Source organism: Knoellia locipacati (genome assembly GCF_007992835.1).
In the GTDB taxonomy this organism is placed as follows: Bacteria; Actinomycetota; Actinomycetes; order Actinomycetales; family Dermatophilaceae; genus Knoellia; species Knoellia locipacati.
This window is the reverse complement of the sequence record NZ_BKBA01000008.1, coordinates 25123-47546: the sequence shown is the minus strand read 5'-3', so window position 1 is coordinate 47546 and position 22424 is coordinate 25123. Positions and strand designations below refer to the sequence as shown.

Sequence of the window (22424 nt, the reverse complement as noted above, 5' to 3'; positions counted from 1 at the left end):
GTCAGTCAAACTTGAGTCAATGAACACTGAGCAAACTGACGAGCATCTGCGGCGCCGCGTCACGGCACACTCGGCCCTCGCCGACGTGACCCGGCTGCGCATCGTCGACCTGCTCGCCGTGAGCGACCGCTCGGCCTCCGAGCTCGGCTTGACCCTCGGCATCGCGTCGAACCTGCTCGCCCACCACCTCCGGTCCCTCGAGCACGCGGGGCTCGTGACGCGGCGTCGATCCGAGGGTGACGGCCGTCGGTCCTATCTCTCGCTCAACGCGCACGACGCGTGGCTCCTGCGTGAGGCTGGCGCCGGCACCGCGCAGGTCCGGGCCTCGCGAGTGGTCTTCGTCTGCACCGCCAACACGGCGCGCTCGCACCTCGCGGCCGCAGCATGGCGGCGCGTGAGCGACATCCCGGCGACCTCGGCCGGGACCCACCCCGGCGCCGCCATCCACCCGGGCGCCCTGGCCGCCGCCGAGCGCCACTCCCTCGACCTGCCCGACGTGGCCCCGCGACCGCTCGACGACCCCGTCGGGCGGCACGACCTGGTCGTCACCGTGTGCGACCGCGCCCATGAGGAGCTCGGCGGCCGGGACTGGGCCCACTGGTCGATCCCCGACCCGGTGCCCGCCCACACCGACCTCGCCTTCGACGAGGCGTACGACTCGGTCGTCGGCCGGGTGGAGCGCCTCGCCGACGTCGTCACCGACGGCTGACTGCGCACACCCGGCCCCGGACACGACGAAGCCCCGGCGCGTTTCCGCTGCCGGGGCCTCGCCCTCTGTCTCAACACAGAGTGCGCCCGAAGGGATTCGAACCCCTAACCTTCTGATCCGTAGTCAGATGCTCTATCCGTTGAGCTACGGGCGCGTGTCGCACCTGTCGGAGCAACGATCGGAAAGCATACGCGAGCACCCGCCCGCACGAGAAATCGCCGTATGCCGTCCGCCCACCGATGCTTCTCAGCACCCGTCCGCTGCGGCTCCGCCCGCGGCGGCTCCCTCTGCGGTGAGGTCCACCTCGGACCAGTCCAGCCCGTCGAGGTTGACGACGATGGCCTCCTGCGTCGTGCGGGCGATGACGACGACGGCCTCGGTGTCGGTGTCGGGGTTCTCCTCACGGTGCGGCACCCACGGCGGGACGAACACGTAGTCCCCCGGCCCGGTCTCGATCCGGCGCTCGACGGGCTCGTCGCCGTCGACCTCGAGGAAGACGAAGACCGGCGACCCCGACACGACGTAGATCGCGGTCTCGGAGGCGCCGTGGTGGTGGTTGCCCGACGACGTCGACGCCGGCACGTGGGTCTGCCCCATCCAGAGGCTGTGCGCGCCGACGGTCTTGCCGCTGATCGCCTCGCGGCGGGACATGCCCGTGGTCTGGCTCGTCCGGCTGATGAGCGAGCTGGGCGCGATGTGGTGCAGGGCGCGATGGAACGGGTCGATGACCGCGGGGACGAGGACGCCGCTGGGCGTGCGGACGAACTCCCCGTCGGTCGAGTCGGCAGGGACGTGGAGGGCGGGCATCAGGCTCCTTCGGCGAGGGACAGGTGGGTGGCTGCGGCGGGGACGCCGGGCAGGAGGGGGCGCAGCGCGTCGCAGGCGGTGCCCGCGACCCGGGCGGGGACGTCGGCGGCGGCCCAGATCGACAGTGGCATGGGGCGCGGCCGGGGCAGCCCTTCGACGGGCACCAGCCCCGCGGGCGTGTCACCCAGCGTGGCGAGCAACGCGACGCCCTGACCGGCAGCGGTCGCCGCGTGGACCCCGGCGAGGTTGGTCGCCTCCGCCCCCACGACGGACGGTATGCCGTGCCCGTCCAAGGTCTCGATCGCTCTCGACCGAAGGGCGCAGGGCGCGTCGAAGGCGACGACGGGCACGGGACCGGCGGGCAGCGTCCAGCCCGCCGCGGCGAACCAGGTCAGCTCGAGATCGCCGACGCCGATCGCCCGCGGGTCGCCGGTCGGTCCGAGCAGCAGCGCCAACGAGACCCGGCCGGCGGCGAGCCCCTCACGCAGGGCCGTGCCACGGTCGATCCGGAACTGGACGCCGTGATGGGGCAGCGCCTCACCCAGGGCCGCGGCGAACCTCGGCAGGAGCTGGGCCGCGGCGTGCTCGGTGGATCCGACGACGAGGGTCTCGTCGGAGCCGACCCCGAAGCACCGCAGCGCCTCGTCGTGCGCGGCGAGGACCCGGCGGGCGTGGCCGAGCAGCTGCTCGCCCTCGACGGTGAAGCGCGACCCGCGGCCGGCGCGGGTCACGAGGGCGTGCCCGACGGAGGCCTCGAGACGACGCACGTGCTGACTCACCGCCGCCTGGCTGAGGTGGAGCGACGACGCCGCCCGACCGAACCCGCCACGGTCGGCGATCGCGACCAGGCTGCGCAGCGGAGCGATGTCGAGGGTGCGACTCATGCCAAACACCATATTATGGATCCCATCACGTCTCGTAATGAGAGACATCACGATTCGTCGTTGGACACCACCGTGCGCCGGCACCATGCTGATCGTCATGTCCAGCCCCGCAATCGTCCTCACCTCCTGCCGGTGGGTCGACCACGTCCGTTGCGGGACGACGCGTTGCCCGTGCTGTTGTCGCACCTCCTGACCTGACCAGCACCCGCTCACGCTCCTGACGAGAACCGTTGCCACGACGGCCGGTTCGTCATCCCCTCACGTGCCGACACGGCATACCCCTGTGCTCTTTCCCCATCCTTCGGAGGACCCTCATGCCTGCCCTGCCCCGCTCCCGCCCGCCCCGCCGGACGCTCCTCGCCGCCGCGCTCACCGCGACGCTTGCCACGACGACCCTCGCCGGCTGCGGCTTCGGTGACGCCTCGGCCGCCGGCGGTGGCGCGGGCACGAGCACCCTCAAGTGGGCGACGTCGTACTTCCCCAAGCACTGGGACCCGGTGGTCGCGGGCAGCGGCGCGCAGTTCCGCCAGCTGTCGCTCGTCTACGCCTCGCTCACCCGGATCGACGAGAAGGGCGAGGCCGTCCCCGACCTCGCCGAGAAGTGGACCTACAACGCCACCGGCGACGAGGTGACCTTCCACCTGCGCAAGGGCCTCACCTTCAGCGACGGCACGCCCGTCGACTCCACCGCGATCAAGGCGGCCATCGAGCGGGCGCAGAAGCAGGAGAACTCCGCGCTCTTCGGTGACCTCACCTCGATCAGGTCGGTCGCCGCCAACGGGCTCGACGTCGTCGTGAGCCTCACCCAGGTCGACTACCAGATCCCCCAGCTCCTGGGTGAGCGCGTCCTCCAGGTCGCGAGCCCCAAGGCGGCCGCGGACCCGGCCACGCTCGACCAGAACCCCGTCGGCGCAGGGCCGTTCACCATCACGCAGCTCATCCCGGGCACCAAGGCGGTCCTCAAGAAGAACCCGAACTACTGGGACGCCGCCAACATCCACATCGACGACGTCGAGCTCACCTCGGCACCGGACCCGACCACCGTCGTCTCCGGGCTGCGGACCGGTGTCTACAACTTCGCCGACATCGCACCGGCACAGGCCGATGCCGCCAAGAAGGCCGGACTCGACGTCTTCGTCCAGCCCGGGTTCAACGCGTCCAACATCAGCCTCAACGTCAACAAGAAGCCGTTCGACGACCCGCGGGTCGTCGACGCGGTGCGCCACGCGGTCAACCGGCAGGAGTTCGTCGACAAGCTGACGTTCGGCTTCGGCGAGGTCACCGACCAGCCGTTCCCGTCGGGCTACGTCGCCTACGACCCGAAGTCCAAGGACCGCTACCCCTACGACCCGGCCAGGGCCAAGGCCCTGCTCGCCCAGGCGGGGTACGCACCCGGCGCGATCAAGCTCGACCTCGTCGTCCCCGACGGTGGACCCGATGCCGAGATCGTGCAGAGCCAGCTCGGCGCCGTCGGCATCACGACGACGATCAAGGTCGACAAGAACTGGGCGACACCGTTCTTCGCCAAGGACCTCACGCTCTCGCTCTACAGCACCACGGGTCGTGACTCCGCGCTCCAGACGCTCACCGCGCACTTCGGGCCGAACGGGCCGCTCAACCTCAGCTCGCCCTACGAGCCCGCCGGCTTCGCGAAGGCCGTCGCCGCGGTGCGCGCCACCCCGATCGACGACCCGACGTATGCCGAGACCCTCCAGGCCGCCACCCGTGCGGGCCTCGAGAGCCGGGCCCTGGTCTTCACGTTCGAGCAGCCCAACATCCTCGCCAAGGACAAGGCCATCTCGGCGCTGCCGGCCAACCCGGGCCACATCAACTGGACCGGCGTGACGATCGGCGGGAAGTGACGCGATGAGCCGTCCACTCCAGCTGCTGCCGTCGCTGCGGCGACTCCTCGCGACCGTGGCGAGGTCGGTCGGGATCTTCGTCCCCGTGTTCCTCGTCGCGACCTTCGTGACCTTCGCGCTGCGCTCGCTCAGCGGGCTCAGCCCCGCCCGGCTCCAGCTCGGCGAGCAGGCCACCCCCGAGGCGATCGCCGCCGTCGAGGGCCAGTGGGGCCTCGACCGGCCGTTCCTCACGCAGTATGCCGCGTGGCTCGGCGGCGTCCTTCGCGGCGACCTCGGGACGAGCTGGGTCAACGGGACCGACGTCGCGACCCTCATCCGGCTCGGACTCGGGGTGAGCCTCTCGGTCGCCGCACTGGCGCTCGTCATCGGCGTCGTCGGCGGGGTCGCCCTGGGCACCGCCGCCGGGCTCCGCCCGACGAGCCGGGTCGACCGTGCCGTCACCGCCCTGACGACCGTGCTGTCGGTCCTGCCCGGCTTCGTCGTCGGGATCATCCTCGTGGCGGTGCTCGCCGTCGGGCTCGGGCTGTTCCCGTCCGCCGGGTACGCACCGCTGACGAGCGGGGTCTGGCCGTGGCTCGCCCACATCACCCTGCCGGCGCTCGCCCTCAGCCTCGACGTCGTCGCCGACGTGGCGCGGCAGCTGCGCACGGGTCTCGTCACGGCATACCGCGAGAACTACGTCACCGGTGCCGTGGTGCGCGGACTCGGCCCACGTCGGATCCTCACCCGGCACGTGCTCCGCAACGCGACCGGACCGCTCCTCGCCGTGCTGGGACTCAAGTTCCCCTCGCTCGTCGGCGCAGCCGTCGTCACCGAGTGGATCTTCGGGCTGCAGGGCTTCGGCCGGTTCGCCAACGACTCGGCCCAGGCGGGCGACGTGCCCGCCGTCCAGGGCGTGCTCGTCGTCTCGATCGTGCTCGTCGTGTCGTTCAACCTCGTCGTCAACGTCCTGCTCGGCCGGGTCACCCCGGCCGCCGCGAGAGGGGTCTGACATGGTCCGCCGCGTCCTCACCCTCCCGTCGGGCCGCGTGGCCGTGGGCGTGCTGCTCGCCGTCGGGCTGCTCGCGCTCGTCGGGCCGCTCCTCGCGCCGCAGGACCCGCTGGCCACCACCACCGACGCCCTGGCCAGGCCCTCCGTCCAGCACTGGCTCGGCACCGACTCCCTCGGGCGCGACGTGCTCAGCCGGCTCCTCGACGGGTCGCGGGTCAGCGTCGTCGGGTCGCTCGAGGTCGTCGTCATCGCGCTCGTCGTCGGCGTGGTCCCCGGCATCCTGTCGGTGCAGCTGGGCCGGGTCTTCGAGTGGGCCAGCCTGAGGATCGTCGACACGCTCATCGCCCTGCCGTTCCTGCTCTTCGCCGTCGCCGTCACCGCACTGCTCGGCAACGGGATCACGCAGGCGATGGTCGTCACCGGCGTCCTCGTCTCCCCGTTGTTCTTCCGGGTGTCCCGTGCGGCGACGCTGGCCGTCGCCCGCTCGGCCTACGTCGAGGCGGCCGTCATCTCCGGCGCGTCGGTCACGTGGGTCGCCCGGCGGCACCTGTGGAGCAAGGTCCTGCCACCGATCGCCGTGGCGTTCGCCCAGACCTTGGGCGTCGGCTTCGTCATCGTCTCGAGCCTGACCTTCCTCGGCATCGGCGTGCAGCCCCCGGCTCCCACGTGGGGCGGGCTGCTGGCCACCTCGCTCGGCTTCCTCGACCAGCAGCCGTGGGCGCCGATCGCCCCCGCGGCCCTCATCGTCGCCACGGTCTGGGCGAGCAACCTGCTCGCCGACGCCATCCGCGACGTCACCGGCGAGGCAGGTCGCGACCTGCTCGACCGCCGCACCCGCCGCTCTGCGACCGCCCCGTCCCTCTCCCGCACAGGAGGCACCCCGTGACGACCACCCTGACCCGTCCGGCCACCACGTCCGCCGGGTCCCCGGCTCCAGACCAGCCGGCCCCGACCCACGCACTCTCGGTGCGCGACCTCCACGTCGGCGACCCGTCGACCGGCCACGACATCGTCCGGGGCGTCTCGTTCGACCTCCCCCGCGGTGGCGTCGTCGGCGTCGTCGGCGAGTCCGGCAGCGGCAAGACGCTCACCTGCCGGGCGGTGCTCGGCATCCTGCCCGAGCCGTTCGCGGTGACCGGCGGCTCGGTCGAGGTCGTCGGGCGCGATACCGCCACACTCACCCCGCGTGAGTGGACCGGTCTGCGCGGGTCGACCATCGCCGCGGTCTTCCAGGACCCGGCGTCCTACCTCAACCCCTCGATCCCCGTCGGCCGCCAGGTCGCCGAGGTCCTGCGGGTCAAGCTCGGGCTGCGGCGACGCGCCGCGAGGGAGCGCAGCCTCGAGCTGCTCGCCGCCGTCCAGCTGCGCGACCCTGCCCGGGTCTGGGCGCAGTACCCGTTCGAGCTCTCCGGCGGGATGCTCCAGCGGGTCCTCATCGCCGCCGCCGTCGCCGTCGAGCCGCAGGTGCTCATCGCCGACGAGGCCACGACCGCCCTCGACGTCACCGTGCAGGCCGAGATCCTCGACCTGCTCGCCGAGCTCCGCGCGAGCACCGGTCTGGCGCTCGTCGTCGTGTCCCACGACCTCGCGGTCGTCGCCCAGCTCTGCACCGAGGTGCTCGTCATGCGCGACGGCGAGGTGGTCGAGCAGGGACCGGTCTCGCGCGTCCTGCACGACCCTCAGCACGACTACACCCGGCTCCTCGTCCGCGAGCACGAGCAGTACGGCCTCGAGCGCTTCCTCGGCACGGACGGAGGTGAGCTGCGATGACGACGAGCGAGACGGCATACCACCGTCTTTCGTCGGTGCCCAGCCCTCCCGTCCTGAGCGTCGAGGACGTCCGGGTGACCCTGGGCCGGGGGCTGCACCGGGCCCGGATCCTCGACGGGGTGAGCCTCACCGTGGAGCGCGGCGAGACCGTCGGCCTCATCGGCGAGACCGGGTCGGGCAAGACGACGCTCGCCCGCACCATCCTCGGGCTCACCCCTGTCTCGGGCGGTCGCGTCCTCGTCGACGGTGAGGACGTCACCCGGCTGGGCCGCAGGAAGCGGCGTGCCCTGCGCCGGCGAGGAGTGGTCCAGTACGTCTTCCAGGACCCGCTCAAGAGCCTCGACCCGGACCTCACCATCGGTGAGTCCCTCACCGAACCGCTTCTCCTGCAGGGGGTCCCGGGTGACGAGGCTCGTGAGCGGGCCCTGCGGTTCCTCGGTCGCGTGCACCTCGACGAGCAGCTCCTCGACCGGTTGCCCGGCCGGCTCTCCGGTGGCCAGCGGCAGCGCGTCGCCGTCGCGCGGGCGCTTGTCACCGAGCCCGACGTCGTCATCCTCGACGAGCCGGTCAGCGCGCTCGACGCCGCCAACCGCGTCCAGGTCCTGTCGATCCTGCAGGAGCTCAAGGCGGCCGGCATCGCCCTGCTCTTCGTCTCGCACGACCTCGGTTCGGTCGCCGGCGTCGCAGACCGGATCGCGGTGCTCCACCGCGGCGAGGTCGTCGAGGTCGGGACCACGCGGGACGTCGTCACGAACCCGAGCCATCCCTACACGCAGCTGCTCCTGCGCTCGGCCCCGACGCTGCGGTCTGCCTCGGCCGACCGTGCCGAGCGCGCGGCCCTGCGTGCCCGCCTCACCGCCTGAGCCGGCCACACGGCATACCGACGAATCAGACTCTCCCGAAAGGTCATCCACATGTCTCGCAGGATCCACCTCGCACTCCACCCCTACGGCGTCGGCGGCCCCGGCCAGCACGGGCTCTGGAAGGACCCCCGCGTCGCCAAGAACGCCAGCATCGACATCGGCTACTACATCCAGCAGGCTCAGGCGGCCGAGCACGCGCTGTTCGACGCCCTGTTCGTCGTCGACAGCCAGTTCATCAACGCGACCTACCCGGCGCACTACCTCAACCGGCTCGAGCCGCTCACCCTGCTCTCCGCCGTCGCCACCCACACGAAGCACATCGGCCTCGTCGGCACGGCGAGCTCGACCTACAACTCACCCTTCAACCTCGCCCGCCGGTTCGGCTCGCTCGACCACATCAGCGGTGGCCGGGCGGGATGGAACGTCGTCACGAGCTTCGACACCGGCACGAGCCGCAACTTCGGGCTCGAGGAGCACCTCGACTACGACACCCGCTACGGCCGGGCCCTCGAGTTCGTCCAGGTGGCTCGGGGGCTCTGGGACTCCTACGAGGACGACGCCTTCCCCGCCGACGTCGAGAGCGGTCGCTTCCTCGACCCGGAGCGGCTGCACGCGCTCGAGCACCACGGTGAGCACTTCGACGTCGCCGGGCCGCTCAACCTGTCGCGCTCGCCGCAGGGACAGCCGGTGATCTTCCAGGCAGGTGTCTCCGAGGAGGGCCGCAACCTCGCCGCCCAGGTCGCCGAGGGCATCTACGCCCCCGGCGGGACCCTCGAGTCGGCGCAGGAGTACTACCGCGACATCAAGCGTCGCACCGCTGCCGCCGGCCGCGACCCCGACCACATCAAGATCTTCATCCACGGAGGTCCGGTCGTCGCCGCCACCGACGAGGCGGCACAGCGACGCGACGAGGAGATCCACGAGGAGGACGACGACTTCGAGCGCAACCTCGGCCTGCTCGGCCGGTCGTTCGGGGCCCACGACTTCAGCGTCCACGACCTCGACGCACCGTTCCCCGACGTCGCGCACCTCGCCGAGCGCGGCGGTCGCACGGGGGCGGCCCGCATCATCGAGCGCGCCAGGGCCGAGAACCTCACCCTCCGACAGGTGGCGCAGGGACTCAACGGCTACAAGCGCTCACCGTTCGTCGGTGCTCCCGTCACCGTCGCCGACCGGATCGAGGAGTGGTTCCGCGCGGGGACCTTCGACGGGATCAACCTCGCGTTCCGCACCAACGAGGAGCTCGAGCTGTTCGTCGACGGGGTGGTGCCGATCCTCCAGGAGCGCGGGCTGTTCCGGACCGAGTACGAGGCCGACACCCTGCGCGGCAACCTCGGCCTGCCCATCCCCGAGAACAGCAACACCGTGCGCCGCCGGGCCGAGTCGGACCAGGACTCGTCCGAGACCCAGGGTCTGGAGGCCGCGTCGTGACCACCCTCGACCACCACGCCCCCGAGGGGGTTCGCACCCGTGGCACCGTCGTCGTCGTTCCCGGTCGCGGGGAGTCCCCACAGACCTACCGGCGGTTCGCCGCCCGGATCGCGGCCGACGCCTACCGGGTCCGGGTCGTGGAGCCGCCACACCTCGAAGGCCCGGACCCGGTCGCCGCGCTCACTGCCTTCGCCGACCGGCTCGAGACCGACGTCGACGGCACAGCGTCGAGCGCCGAGGTCGTCCACCCGCTCGTCCTCGTCGGCGCCGACACCGGCGCCCTCGCGGTCACCGCCCTCGTGGCGGAGGAGCGGCTCGATGCGTCCTGGTGGCCCGACGCCGTCGTCCTCGCGGGCCTGCCGGGCGCGCAGGCGAGCACCGCGACGTCGTGGGACGAGCAGCTCGACGAGCGCACGCGCTGCCCCGTCCACCGTGCCGTGCTCACGGACCAGCAGCCGCTGTCCGAGGGCGCACTCAGCACGGCCCTCGACGCCACCCTCCTGCGCGCGGCCCTGCAGGGCGAGGTCGACCTGCCCCGGCTGCTGCTCGTCGGCGACTCCGACCCACTGGCCGACCGCCGTGCCCTGGCCTCGGTCGCGAGCGCGTCCCCCCGCACCCGGCTGACCGTGGTCCGCGGCGCCCACCACGACGTCCTCAACGACCTCCAGCACCGGTCAGTCGCGGCCGAGGTCGTGACCTTCCTCGAGGTCCTCAAGGGTGGGCTCGAGCCCGTCCTCGCCGTGGAGTCGAGCGCATGGTGACCACCGTCGTCGTCGGCAACCCCAGGCCGGCCAGCCGGACCCTGGCCGCCGCGCACCACGTGGCGCGCGAGCTCACCGGCCGCGAACCGGAGCAGGTCGTCGACCTCGCGACGCTCGGCCCCGCACTCCTCGACTGGTCCGACCCCGGGGTCGGCCGGCTCGTCGAGGAGGTGGGCGCGTCGGACCTCGTCGTCGTCGCCAGCCCCACCTACAAGGGCACCTACACCGGCCTGCTCAAGCTGTTCCTCGACCGGTTCGCCGGCGGGACGGGGCTGCGCGGGCTCGCGGTACCGCTGCTCCTCGGTGGCTCGCCGGCCCACTCCCTCGCCGCCGAGCTCACCCTGCGGCCTGTCCTCACCGAGCTCGGTGCGACCGTGCCGGGCCGTGGCCTCTACGTCGTCGACCGAGACCACGACGACCCGCAGGCGTATGCCGCGTGGCTGGCCGACACCCGGCCGGTCGTCGAGCGCCTCCTCGGGGTGCGGACATGAGCCGGTATGCCGTCCCGCTGGCCGAGCGGACCGAGCCCGATCTCGACCCGGTGCGCCTGAGGCAGGCGTTCGCGAGCTTCCCGAGCGGCGTCGTCGCCGTCGCGGCCGAGGTCGACGGTGCCCTCGTCGGGCTGGCCGCGAGCTCGTTCACCTCGGTGAGCCTGGACCCGCCGCTCGTGTCGTTCTCGATCGCCAACACGTCACGGACCTGGCCCGAGCTGCGTCGCGCGGGCCACCTCGGGGTCACCGTCCTCGCGCACCACCACGACGCGGTGGCGCGCCAGCTCGCCGGACCGGGCGAGCGCCGGTTCGACGGCCTGTCGCTGTCGCGGACCGACGACGGGGCCGTGACCCTCGACGACGGGCTCGCGCTCTTCGACACCTCCGTGCACCGCGAGGTCGAGGCCGGCGACCACACCATCGTGCTGCTCCGGCTGCACGCGGTCGAGAACGCCGACCACACCCTCCCGCTGGTCTTCCACCGCAGCCAGTTCGGCCTGAGAGCCACCGCCTGACGAGGGCTGACCAGCGCCCCCGTCCGGCCCCGTCTCCCCCGCACGACCACCCACCACCATCTGCAGCACTTTTCGACCAATTGGTCACGAACTGCTCCGACATTTCGTGACCAATTGGTCGATTGTGGGCGCCCGGGTGGGGGCGGCGGGTGACTGGGGCACGTCCGTGCCGGAAGCGCGGTCACGTCGACGGGGCGGACGGCATACCCGCAGGTAGGACCGCGTGTGAGGGACCTCATAGGTGCGGAAAGGTTTCCGCTGCCGTGCCTGTCCGCTCGACCTCCTACGGTGGACAGATCGTGCTCCCCGGAGCACGGACCACGGTTCTCACGCTTGGGACAAGACGCGTCTCACGATGCGAGTACCGTGACAACTCCAGCAGGTCAGTCGTCGGATCGCCTCCGAGGTGGCTCCGGCGTCGACCGGGCCACCATGCCGGGCTCAGCCCCGGAACCGGAAGGACAACGGACGCAGATGACCGCCCCCGCCGCACCCGTTCAGGGCACCACGCACGCAGGCCTCCAGGCCTGGGTCGACGAGGTCGCCGCGATGACCACCCCCGACGAGGTCGTGTGGGTCACCGGGTCCGACGAGGAGTGGACCCGGCTCACGGACAAGCTCGTCGCCGCCGGAACCTTCGTGCGGCTCAACGAGGACAAGAAGCCCAACAGCTTCTACGCCGCCTCCGACCCCAGCGACGTCGCCCGCGTCGAGGACCGCACCTACATCTGCTCGGTCGACGAGAAGGACTCGGGTCCGACGAACAACTGGATGGACCCGAACGAGATGAAGGACCTCATGCGCGGGCTCTACGCCGGCTGCATGACGGGCCGCACGATGTACGTCATCCCGTTCGTCATGGGCCACATCGAGTCCGAGAACCCGATGTTCGGCGTCGAGCTCACCGACTCCGAGTACGTCGTCGCGTCGATGCGCGTCATGGCCCGCTGCGGCAGCGAGGTCCTGCGCCGGATCGAGGAGCTCGGCGACGACGCCAAGTACGTCCCGGCCCTGCACTCGCTCGGCGCCCCCCTCGAGCCCGGCCAGCAGGACGTCACGTGGCCCTGCAACCCCGAGAAGTACATCGTCCAGTTCCCCGAGGAGCGGATGATCTGGTCCTACGGCTCGGGCTACGGCGGCAACGCCCTGCTCGGCAAGAAGTGCTACTCGCTGCGCATCGCCAGCGTCATGGCGCGCGACGAGGGCTGGATGGCCGAGCACATGCTCATCCTCAAGCTCACCTCGCCGGAGCAACAGGTCTACTTCATCGCGGCCGGCTTCCCGAGCGCCTGCGGCAAGACCAACCTCGCGATGCTCAAGCCGACCATCCCGGGCTGGAAGGTCGAGACCCTGGGCGACGACATCGCCTGGATGCGCTTCGGCAAGGACGGCCGCCTGTATGCCGTGAACCCGGAGTTCGGCTTCTTCGGCGTCGCGCCCGGGACCAACGAGCACACCAACCCCAACGCGATGGCGACGATCAACAAGGGCAACTCGGTCTTCACCAACGTCGCGCTCACCGACGACGGCGACATCTGGTGGGAGGGCCTCGAGAACATGCCCGAGCACGCGACGTCGTGGAAGGGCGAGGACTGGACCCCCGCCGACGGCGAGGCCGGCGTCCTGTCGAGCCACGCCAACAGCCGCTACTGCACCCCGATCAAGCAGTGCGACATCCTCGCCCCGGAGTACGACGACCCGCAGGGCGTCCCGATCTCGGCGATCTTCTTCGGCGGCCGCCGCAAGACCACCGTGCCGCTCGTCACCGAGTCCCGCGACTGGACCCACGGCACGTTCATGGGCGCGACGCTGTCGTCCGAGACGACCGCGGCCGCCACCGGTCAGGTCGGTGTCGTCCGCCGCGACCCGATGGCGATGCTCCCCTTCATCGGCTACAACGCCGGCGACTACTTCCAGCACTGGATCAACATCGGCAAGGACGCCGACGCGTCCAAGCTCCCGAAGATCTTCTACGTCAACTGGTTCCGTCGCGACGAGGAGGGCAACTTCGTGTGGCCCGGCTTCGGCGAGAACGCCCGCGTCCTCAAGTGGGCCATCGAGCGCATCGAGGGCAAGGCCGCGGCGGTCGAGACGGCCATCGGTCACGTGCCCACCCCCGAGTCGATCGACACCGACGGCCTCGACATGGACCCGGCCGAGCTCGCCAAGGCGCTCACGGTCGACAACGAGGAGTGGAAGGCCGAGATCCCGCAGATCGAGGAGTGGTTCGCCAAGTTCGGCGACAACCTGCCGACCGCGCTCCAGGTCGAGCTCGACGGTCTCAAGGCGCGCCTCGGCGTCGAGTGACCCCGCGCTGACGCAACGCGAGAGGCGCCGCCCCCCGTCGTGGGGTGCGGCGCCTCTCGCGTTGCGTCCGACGTGGTGGCTCGCCCGTCCGTCGGCGGCGGACACACGCCGCGCGTATGCCGTCCCGTCACGTGACTTTCTCCCGGTAGCCACCGGTTCTTTGCCAACTCCTGACTCTTTGAGGGGTGCCGTGCTGACCCGGCGGACGTTTGGCTGGAGCCGGCACCAGGTCGAACGGCACGACATCCGTGACCGTCGGGGGTGCCCTTGCCACAAGGGGAGTCACGCATGACACACGGAGGAAGACGCCGCGGGATCACCGTCTCGGCGGCGGCACTCGCGGCGGTGGTGGCGGTGGGAACGGCCACATCCGGGTCCGCCCTCGCCGCGCCGAGCGACACGCCGACGGCGGTGCCACCGGCGGGCGACAGCCACGACCACCTGCCCGACATCGACCTGCGCAAGGCCTCGGTCGCACCGTCCGCAGCCCAGAAGTCGGCGGCCGCACCCGGCGGCGAGGCCCGCCGCGGCACCGGCGGCGCCACGGTGACCTTCAACCGCTTCGGCTCGGTCGGGACCGTCACCCCTCAGGGCACGGCGCCGCTCGCCACCGGCCTCGGCTCGGATCCCGTCGCGGCCGCCCGCACCTACCTCGAGCGCAACGCCACAGCGTTCGGTCTCACCGCGGCCGACATCGCGTCGATGGAGCACGTGAGCACCAACGCGGTCGGCGGCTCCTCGGTCGTCATGCTCCGCCAGACCATCGGCGGCGTCCCGGCCGGGATCGACGGTCTCGTCGTCGTCGCGGTCGAGAAGGGCAGCGCCCGCTACGTCAGCTCCACGCTGGCACCGCTGCGCGGGGAGAGCTCCGCCCGTCGTGCCGACCCGTCGGTCACGCCGGAGGAGGCGCTCCGGAAGGCAGCCGCCAACGTCGGCGCCAAGGCCACGGACATCACCGACGGCACCGCCACCCAGCGAAGCCGGGAGACCGGCTGGACCACCCTCAAGGCCAAGGGCCTCGTCGGCGACCAGCAGGTCAAGCAGGTCGCGGTGCCGGTCCCCGGCTCGGCTGCGCGCACGGCATACCAGGTCGTGATCCGCGACGGCGACGACAGCGGCTACTCGGTCCACGTTGACGCGGTCAGCGGTGACGTCATCGCGCGGGAGTCGCTCGTCGACTTCGACAGCGACAACCCGCGCTGGAAGGTCTTCACCGGCACTCCCGCGACCGACCACAGCTCGACCGACACCCGCGTCGAGTGGTGCTGGACGACGGCGACCGGCTGCACCGAGACCGTCGCCAACAACGCGTCGCCGAGGGCGTGGGACGTCGACCCGCTGACCGGTCAGAGCACGACGACGACGAACGGCAACAACGCCTACAGCGGCGAGCGCTGGCGCGGCATCGGTGCCGTGAACCCGGCGCCGCTCACCCCGGACCGCAACTACACCTTCCCGTGGACCAACCAGTGGTCGGCCAACAAGTGCAACCCGGCCAACTACACGAGCAGCGCCCGCAACGACATCGACGCGGCGACCACGAACCTCTTCGCGATGCACAACCGGATGCACGACTGGTCCTACAAGCTCGGCTTCACCGAGACGGCGTGGAACTTCCAGCGCGACAACGCCGGCAAGGGCGGGCTCGGCAACGACCCGGTCCTCGGCTACAGCCAGTCCGGCGCCCAGTCGGGCTCGCGCAACAACGCCAACTTCGGCACCCCGCCCGAGGGCGTCAGCGGCTACAGCAACATGTACCTCTGGCAGCCGCTCGCGGGCTCGTTCTACGCCCCGTGCGTCGACGGCGACTACGACATGTCGGTCATCGGCCACGAGTACGGCCACGGCATCAGCAACCGCATGGCGGGCGGCCCCAACAACGGCCTCTCCGGTCTCCAGGCCGGCGCCATGGGTGAGAGCTGGTCCGACCTCATGGCCACGGAGTACCTCCAGGAGTGGGGCTACGTCCCGGTGAGCGCGACCGCGACCCCGATGGGGGCCTACGTCACGGGCAACGAGAACCGCGGCATCCGCAACTACAACTTCAGCAAGAGCCCGCTCAACTACAGCAACGTGGGCTACGACCTCACCGGTCCGCAGGTCCACGCCGACGGCGAGATCTGGTCGGCCACCCACGGCGACATCCGGAGCGCGTTCATGGCGCGCTACGGCACCGGTGACGCCGCGACCCAGCGCAGCTGCGCCACCGGCGACACCCCGGTCACCGCGTGCCCGGGCAACCGGCGCTGGATGCAGCTCGTCTTCGACGCGTGGCTGCTCATGCCGTCGGGCTCGGTGAGCATGGTCGACGCCCGCAACGCGATGCTCGCGGCCGACCTCCTCCGCTTCGGTGGGGCCAACCAGGACCTGCTGTGGAACGGCTTCGCCGGACGCGGCCTCGGTCAGGGCGCGTCGTCGGTCAACAGCAACGACAGCAACCCGACGCCGTCCTTCACCTCGGCCTACGGCGACCCGGCGACCCTGCGGTTCAACCCGACCGACGAGGACGGCCGCCCGGTCGCGGGCGCCCAGCTCTTCGTCGGCGAGTACACCGCCCGCTCGACGCCGGTCGCGGACACCGACCCGGCCACCGACCTGGCCGACACGTTCTCGATCCTTCCGGGTGAGCGCACCTACACCGTGCTCGCGGCGGGCAAGGGCCAGACGCGGGTGAGCTTCACCGCCAAGCCGCGCCAGACCCGGGACATGCCGGTCAAGCTGCTCACCAACCTCGCGAGCAGCGCGGCGGGCGCCACGGTCACCGGTGAGGGCGTCGACGTCCCCGCCATGATCGACGGCGACGAGGGCTCGACGGCGACCACGGTCCCCGCTCCCTCTGCGGCCCAGAAGCAGTTCACCATCGACCTCGTCGGCGGCCGCCAGGTCGTCCGCAAGGTCCAGGTGAGTGCTCTCCCGGAGCCCGGTGCCGCCGGACGCTTCCAGAACCTGCGCTCGTTCACGGTGCTCGCCTGCGACGCCAAGGGCCGGGTCCTGTGCGACAAGGACGCCGACTTCCGGCCGGTGTTCACCTCCGCGCCGGACGCCTTCCCGGGTGCGGCGCCCCGACCGGTCGCGCCGGAGCTCAAGATGCGGACGTTCGACATCCCGCAGACGGCGGCGACCCACCTGCGGTTCGCGCTCGACACGAACCAGTGCCAGGGCGGCCCGCAGTTCCAGGGCGAGCAGGACGAGGACCCGAACAACGCCACCGACTGCACGACGGCATACGCCGGTGCGCAGACGATCGCGGTCTCGGAGGTGCAGGTCCTGCGCAAGTGACCTGACCCGACGCGAGGCGCCGCTCCCCACCCGGGGGCGGCGCCTTCGCGTTGCCGAGTGGCGCTCCGGCGGGCGGGGGTGAACAATTCTCACGTGACCTTCCTCTCAAGCCCGCGCACCACGGTCGTCGCCGGTGTCGCCGCGGTCGTCTCGAGCGCCGCCGTCGCCCTGCTGCCGCAGCCGGCGCCGTCGACCGCGGGCCGACCGACCAACGCGGTCGGGACCTGGGGGACGGCGGTCGACACGACGACCTTCACGCTCGCCGACCAGACCGTGCGCAACATCGTCCACACGAGCGTCGGCGGGTCCGGGCTGCGCATCTCGCTGTCCAACGCCTTTGGCTCCACACCCGTGACGTTCGACTCCGTGTGGGTCGGGCACGCCGGCGAGGGAGCGACGATCAAGGCCGGGACGAACCGGCAGCTCACCTTCAGTGAGGAGTCGAGCGTCACGGTGCCCGTCGGCGCCGAGGTGCTCAGCGACCCGTTGCCGGGCGACCTGCCCGCCCAGTCCACGCTCGCCGTGAGCATCCACGTCGTCGGTGACGCCGGGACGGTGAGCGGGCACAAGCTCGCCCACCAGACGAGCTGGGTCTCGACGACCGGCGACCACGCGTCCGACGAGAGCGCGGACGCCTACCCGACTCCCACCGGCAGCTACGCGTGGGTCGAGTCCGCGGTCGTCGAGACGCCGCAGCAGGTCGACACCGTCGTCGCGCTCGGCGACTCCATCACCGACGGCGACAAGTCGACGCCCGGCACCAACTCCCGCTGGCCCGACGTCCTCGCCCGCCGGGTCCTCGCCCGGCCCGCGCCGCACCAGTTCGGCGTGATGAACGAAGGCATCTCGGGCAACCGCGTGCTCGCCGACGGCTCCGGTGTCAGCGCCCAGGCCCGGTTCGACCGCGACGTCCTCGCCCAGCCCGACGTGCGCACGGTCGTCGTCATGGAGGGCGTCAACGACCTGCGCTGGGACTTCGCGACCAAGCCCGCCGACCTCATCAACGCCTACCGCCAGCTCGTCGCCCGTGCCCACGCGCGCGGCGTCTGCGTCGTCGGCGGGACCATCACGCCCTGGGAGGGCGGCAGCCGGTGGTCCGCGCGGCGCGAGGCGATCCGCGTCCAGGTCAACCAGTGGATCCGCACGACCGGCGAGTTCGATGCCGTCGTCGACTTCGACGCCGCGATCCGCGACCCGCAGCGAACGACCCGGATGCTCCCGGCCTACGACAGCGGCGACCACCTCCACCCGGGCGACGCGGGCTACCGGGCGATGGCCGCCGCCGTCGACCTCGACGACCTCGAGTGCCGCCGCTGACCGGGGAGCCCCCGGCGTCGACGTGACGAGGGACGCACCCGCACCGTTGTTACCCATCGGTTGGGCTGCGTATCGTGCTGGACGAACCGAAGTCGCGCACCTCGAAGGAGCACGTCCATGCCCGAGCAGACCCAGGCCGTCATCTACGACGCCCTCCGCACCCCCCGCGGACGGGGCAAGGCCTCCGGCGCCCTCCACGAGGTCAAGCCGATCGACCTCGTCACCGGCCTCATCGACGCCGTGCGCGAGCGCAACCCGGGGCTCGACACCGCACAGATCGACGACATCGTGCTCGGCATCGTCTCGCCCGTCGGCGACCAGGGAGCCGTCCTCCCCCGCGTCGCGGCGATGTATGCCGGCCTGCCCGAGCCCGTGGCCGGCGTCCAGGTCAACCGCTTCTGCGGCTCCGGCCTCGAGGCCGTCAACCAGGCGGCGTCGCGCGTCCGGTCCGGCTTCGAGGACCTCATCCTCGCCGGCGGCGTCGAGTCGATGTCACGCGTCCCGATGGGCAGCGACGGCGGCGCGTGGGCGATGGACCCCGCCACCGCCCTGGCCACCGACTTCGTCCCCCAAGGCATCGGGGCCGACCTCATCGCCACCCTCGAGGGCTACGACCGGGCCGAGGTCGACCGCTTCGCCGCGCAGTCCCACGCCCGCGCCGCCGCCGCCTGGGAGGCCGGGCACTTCTCCCGCTCCGTCGTGCCGGTGCGGGACGCCAACGGCCTGACCATCCTCGACCGCGACGAGACGATCCGGCCCGACACGAGCGTCGAGTCGCTCTCGGCGCTCAAGCCGTCGTTCGCCGGGATCGGCGAGATGGGCGGGTTCGACTTCGTCGCCACCGAGAAGTACCCGAGCGTCGACCGCATCGACCACGTCCACCACGCCGGCAACTCCTCGGGCATCGTCGACGGCGCCGCCCTGCTGCTCATCGGCACCGAGCAGGTAGGCCAGGAGATGGGCCTCACCCCCCGCGCGCGGATCATCTCGACGGCCGTCGTCGGGTCCGAGCCGACGATCATGCTCACCGGCCCCGCCCCCGCGTGCCGCAAGGCGCTCGACCGCGTCGGCATGACCGCCAAGGACATCGACCTCGTCGAGATCAACGAGGCATTCGCCGCGGTCGCCCTCAAGCTCATGCGCGACATGGGCTGGAACGAGGAGCAGACCAACGTCAACGGCGGCGCCATCGCGATGGGCCACCCGCTCGGTGCGACCGGCGCCATGGTCCTCGGCACCCTCGTCGACGAGCTCGAGCGTCGCGACCTCGAGCGCGGCATCGCGACCCTGTGCATCGGCGCCGGCATGGGCATCGCCACCGTCGTCGAGCGCATCTGACCGCCCCCGAGCCGCACCTGAACTCCGGACAGGAACCCCAGACACCATGAGCGAGAACATGATCCGTTATGAGCGCGACGACGAGGGCATCGTCACCCTGACCATGGACGACCCGGCCGCGGGCGCGAACACGATGAACGCGGCATACAAGGTCGCGATGGGCGAGACGGTCGACCGGCTCGAGGCCGAGCGCGACGAGCTCACCGGCGTCGTCCTCACCTCGGCCAAGAAGACCTTCTTCGCCGGCGGCAACCTCACCGACCTCCAGAAGGTCACCCCCGAGACCGTCGGCGATACGTTCACCGAGGTCGAGGGGCTCAAGGCGCAGCTGCGCCGGCTCGAGCGGCTCGGCCGTCCGGTCGTCGCCGCGATCAACGGCGCCGCCCTCGGCGGCGGGCTCGAGATCGCCCTCGCCTGCCACCACCGCATCGCGGTCGACGACGACAAGGTCGGGCTCGGCCTGCCCGAGGTCACCCTGGGCCTGCTGCCCGGTGGCGGCGGCGTCACCCGGCTCGTGCGCATGCTCGGCATCTCCGAGGCGCTCATGGGCTGGCTGCTCCAGGGCCAGCAGCGCACCCCGGCCGCCGCCCACGCCAAGGGTGTCGTCGACGAGCTCGTCGCCACACGCGAGGAGCTCGTCCCCGCCGCCAAGCAGTGGATCCGCGAGCACGCCGGTGACGAGACGGCGGCGACGAAGCCGTGGGACACCAAGGGACACAAGATCCCCGGTGGCACCCCGACGACGCCGGCGTTCGCCGCGAACCTCCCCGCCTTCCCCGCCACCTTGCGCAAGCAGCTCAAGGGCAGCCCCGTGCGCTCGCCGCGCGCCATCATGTCGGCGGCCGTCGAGGGCGCCCAGGTCGACTTCGACACCGCGAGCCGCATCGAGTCGCGCTACTTCGCGGGGTTGGCCGCCGGTCGCGAGTCGACGGCGATGATCCAGGCCTTCTTCTTCGACCTCCAGGCGATCAACAGCGGCGCCCTGCGTCCCCAGGGCGTCGAGAAGCGCCGGGTGAACCGGGTCGGCGTCCTCGGCGCCGGGATGATGGGCGCCGGCATCGCGCACGCCTGTGCCACCTCGGGCATCGACGTCGTCCTCAAGGACGTGAGCCTCGAGGGTGCCGAGAAGGGCAAGGGCCACACCGCCGGGCTGCTCGACGCCCAGGTCGACAAGGGCCGGATGGACGCCGCCGAGCGCGACGCCGTCCTCGCCCGGATCACCCCGACCGACGACGCGTCCGACCTCGCCGGGGTCGACGTCGTCATCGAGGCGGTCTTCGAGGACCACGACCTCAAGGAGAAGGTCTTCTCCGAGGTCGAGGCCGTCGTCGGCCCCGACACCCTGCTCTGCTCGAACACCTCGACCCTGCCGATCACGGGGCTCCAGGGGTTCAGCACGCGCCCGAAGGACTTCATCGGGCTGCACTTCTTCTCCCCCGTCGACAAGATGAAGCTCGTCGAGATCATCCGCGGCGAGCAGACCTCCGACGAGGCGACCGCCCGCGCCGTCGACCTCGTCCAACAGATCCGCAAGATCCCCGTCGTCGTCGGCGACGGCCGCGGCTTCTACACGAGCCGCGTCTTCGGCACGCTCATCCTCGAGGGCGCCGTCGCGGTCGCCGAGGGCATCGACCCGATGACGGTCGAGCGGGCCGCGACGTCGGCCGGCTTCCCCGCCCCGCCGCTCGCGATGCTCGACGAGGTCTCGCTCACGCTGACCCAGCACATCCGCGCCGAGGCCGACAAGGCCGCCGCAGCCGAGGGCCGCACGATCGAGAGGTCCGCCGGCGAGGAGCTCATCGACACCATGGTCGAGCTGGGCCGCAAGGGCCGGGCCTCGGGGTCGGGCATGTACGACTACCCCGAGGACGGCCCCAAGGTGCTGTGGCCGGGACTGCGCGAGCGGTGGACCCGCGACACCCGGATCCCGCTGGGCGACCTGCAGGACCGGTACCTCTTCGCGATGGCGCTCGAGACCGCTGCCTGCTTCGAGGAGGGCGTGCTCCGCGACACCGAGTCGGCCAACATCGGTGGCATCTTCGGCATCGGCTTCCCGCCGCACACCGGTGGCCCGGCGACGTTCATGACCAACTACGAGGGCGGCCTCGCCGGCTTCGTCGCGCGGGCCGACGAGCTCGCCGACACCTACGGGGAGCGGTTCCGTCCGTCGGCCTGGCTCACCGGGCGCGCCGCCACCGGGACGCTCGTGGACGACCGGGGCTGACGTGGCCGGTCCGCTCGAGTGCGTGCGCGTCGTCTCGGTCGCGATCAACCTGCCGGGACCGGCCGCCGTCGCGCGGCTGGTCTCGATGGGGGCGACGGCGACGACGGTGCTCCCGCCGAGCGGTGACCCGCTCGAGCACTATGCCCGGGCCTACTTCGACGAGCTGCACGCCGGACAGGACATCGAGCGGCTCGACCTCAAGAGCCACGAGGGCCGGTCCCGCCTCGACGTCCTGCTCGCCGAGGCCGACGTCCTCGTCACGAGCTCGCGTCCCTCGGCCCTGGTGCGGCTCGGTCTCGACCACGAGTCGGTGGGCGGACGGCATACGCAGGTCTGCCAGGTCGACATCGTCGGCCACCCGGGAGCGGCCGGTGAGGTCGCGGGCCACGACCTCACCTACCAGGCGGGCGCCGGGCTCCTCCCCGACGGACGCCTCCCCGCGACGACCGCCGTCGACCTCGCCGGCGCCGAACGCGCCGCCGCGGAGGCCTGCGCGGCCCTTGTCGAGCGCTCCCGCACCGGACGCGGCTCCCGTCGCGAGGTGGCGCTGTCCGACGTCGCCGTGTCGGTCGCGGCGCCGTTCACGCACGGGCTCAGCGCACCCGGCGGGCCGCTCGGAGGAGGACTGCCGGTGTATGCCGTGTATGCCGCCTCCGTGGGGCACGTCGCCCTCGCCGCGCTCGAGCCGCAGTTCGTGGCCCGGCTCTGTGGCGCGCTCGGGCTCGCACCCGAGGGGCTCACGGCCGACCGGCTGCGCGAGGTCTTCTCCGGCCGCACCGCGCAGGAGTGGCAGCAGTGGGCCGACGAGCACGACATCCCGCTCGCCGCGCTGGCGCCACGCGCCTGACCCGTCTCCTGCCCGACCCCGACCCGAA

18 protein-coding genes and 1 tRNA gene are annotated in these 22424 nt (G+C 71.8%); 16 read left to right on the top strand and 3 right to left on the bottom strand.

The window, feature by feature from the left end; translation table 11 throughout:
• Positions 1–19: 19 nt before the first annotated feature.
• Complete coding sequence (locus KLO01_RS08345; protein WP_147064084.1) at positions 20–709, top strand: arsenate reductase/protein-tyrosine-phosphatase family protein; 690 nt, start codon at positions 20–22, stop codon at positions 707–709.
• Positions 710–790: 81 nt separating this feature from the next.
• On the opposite strand, the gene KLO01_RS08340 is transcribed toward KLO01_RS08345, so the two are convergent.
• The 3 genes from KLO01_RS08340 to KLO01_RS08330 all read right to left on the bottom strand — a co-directional run bounded on the left by KLO01_RS08340 (position 791) and on the right by KLO01_RS08330 (position 2400).
• Positions 791–863, bottom strand: a tRNA-Arg gene (locus KLO01_RS08340).
• A gap of 92 nt (positions 864–955) precedes the next feature.
• Positions 956–1516: a cupin domain-containing protein gene (locus tag KLO01_RS08335; RefSeq protein WP_147064082.1), complete on the bottom strand. Its 561-nt coding sequence runs from the start codon at positions 1514–1516 to the stop codon at positions 956–958.
• Positions 1516–2400, bottom strand: coding sequence for a LysR family transcriptional regulator (locus KLO01_RS08330; protein WP_147064080.1), 885 nt, complete (start codon positions 2398–2400; stop codon positions 1516–1518). Before KLO01_RS08330 ends, KLO01_RS08335 begins: the two co-directional genes overlap by 1 nt.
• Positions 2401–2714: 314 nt before the next feature.
• Between KLO01_RS08330 and KLO01_RS08325 the strand changes: the two genes are divergently transcribed.
• The 15 genes from KLO01_RS08325 to KLO01_RS08255 all read left to right on the top strand — a co-directional run bounded on the left by KLO01_RS08325 (position 2715) and on the right by KLO01_RS08255 (position 22396).
• Positions 2715–4262, top strand: a complete 1548-nt coding sequence (locus tag KLO01_RS08325; RefSeq protein ID WP_147064078.1) for an ABC transporter substrate-binding protein — start codon at positions 2715–2717, stop codon at positions 4260–4262.
• 4 nt (positions 4263–4266) lie between these two features.
• Complete coding sequence (locus KLO01_RS08320; RefSeq protein WP_147064076.1) at positions 4267–5253, top strand: ABC transporter permease; 987 nt, start codon at positions 4267–4269, stop codon at positions 5251–5253.
• A gap of 1 nt (position 5254) precedes the next feature.
• A complete protein-coding gene (locus KLO01_RS08315; protein ID WP_147064074.1) occupies positions 5255–6139 on the top strand; it encodes an ABC transporter permease in 885 nt (294 codons plus the stop codon).
• Positions 6136–7023 (top strand): ABC transporter ATP-binding protein, encoded by an 888-nt coding sequence (locus KLO01_RS08310; RefSeq protein WP_222611956.1) that lies wholly within the window; start codon positions 6136–6138, stop codon positions 7021–7023. Before KLO01_RS08315 ends, KLO01_RS08310 begins: the two co-directional genes overlap by 4 nt.
• Positions 7020–7886, top strand: coding sequence for an ABC transporter ATP-binding protein (locus tag KLO01_RS08305; protein WP_147064072.1), 867 nt, complete (start codon positions 7020–7022; stop codon positions 7884–7886). The genes KLO01_RS08310 and KLO01_RS08305 overlap by 4 nt, the downstream gene beginning before the upstream one ends.
• 51 nt (positions 7887–7937) lie before the next feature.
• Entirely contained in the window at positions 7938–9317 is a 1380-nt protein-coding gene (locus KLO01_RS08300; protein ID WP_147064070.1) for an LLM class flavin-dependent oxidoreductase, read from the top strand.
• Positions 9314–10078 (top strand): alpha/beta hydrolase, encoded by a 765-nt coding sequence (locus KLO01_RS08295; RefSeq protein ID WP_147064068.1) that lies wholly within the window; start codon positions 9314–9316, stop codon positions 10076–10078. Before KLO01_RS08300 ends, KLO01_RS08295 begins: the two co-directional genes overlap by 4 nt.
• Complete coding sequence (locus tag KLO01_RS08290) at positions 10072–10569, top strand: NADPH-dependent FMN reductase (RefSeq protein ID WP_147064066.1); 498 nt, start codon at positions 10072–10074, stop codon at positions 10567–10569. Before KLO01_RS08295 ends, KLO01_RS08290 begins: the two co-directional genes overlap by 7 nt.
• A complete protein-coding gene (locus KLO01_RS08285) occupies positions 10566–11084 on the top strand; it encodes a flavin reductase family protein (RefSeq protein WP_147064064.1) in 519 nt (172 codons plus the stop codon). Before KLO01_RS08290 ends, KLO01_RS08285 begins: the two co-directional genes overlap by 4 nt.
• Positions 11085–11558: 474 nt before the next feature.
• Positions 11559–13391: a phosphoenolpyruvate carboxykinase (GTP) gene (locus KLO01_RS08280; RefSeq protein WP_147064063.1), complete on the top strand. Its 1833-nt coding sequence runs from the start codon at positions 11559–11561 to the stop codon at positions 13389–13391.
• Between the two features lie 288 nt (positions 13392–13679).
• Positions 13680–16670 carry a M36 family metallopeptidase gene (locus KLO01_RS08275; protein ID WP_147064061.1) on the top strand — a complete coding sequence of 997 codons (2991 nt, stop codon included), beginning with the start codon at positions 13680–13682 and terminating at the stop codon, positions 16668–16670.
• A gap of 93 nt (positions 16671–16763) precedes the next feature.
• A complete protein-coding gene (locus KLO01_RS08270; RefSeq protein ID WP_147064058.1) occupies positions 16764–17987 on the top strand; it encodes an SGNH/GDSL hydrolase family protein in 1224 nt (407 codons plus the stop codon).
• Positions 17988–18104: 117 nt separating this feature from the next.
• Entirely contained in the window at positions 18105–19325 is a 1221-nt protein-coding gene (locus tag KLO01_RS08265; RefSeq protein ID WP_147064056.1) for an acetyl-CoA C-acetyltransferase, read from the top strand.
• A gap of 46 nt (positions 19326–19371) precedes the next feature.
• Complete coding sequence (locus tag KLO01_RS08260) at positions 19372–21549, top strand: 3-hydroxyacyl-CoA dehydrogenase NAD-binding domain-containing protein (RefSeq protein ID WP_147064054.1); 2178 nt, start codon at positions 19372–19374, stop codon at positions 21547–21549.
• Positions 21550–21571: 22 nt separating this feature from the next.
• Positions 21572–22396: a CoA transferase gene (locus tag KLO01_RS08255; protein ID WP_246136119.1), complete on the top strand. Its 825-nt coding sequence runs from the start codon at positions 21572–21574 to the stop codon at positions 22394–22396.
• Positions 22397–22424: the final 28 nt, after the last annotated feature.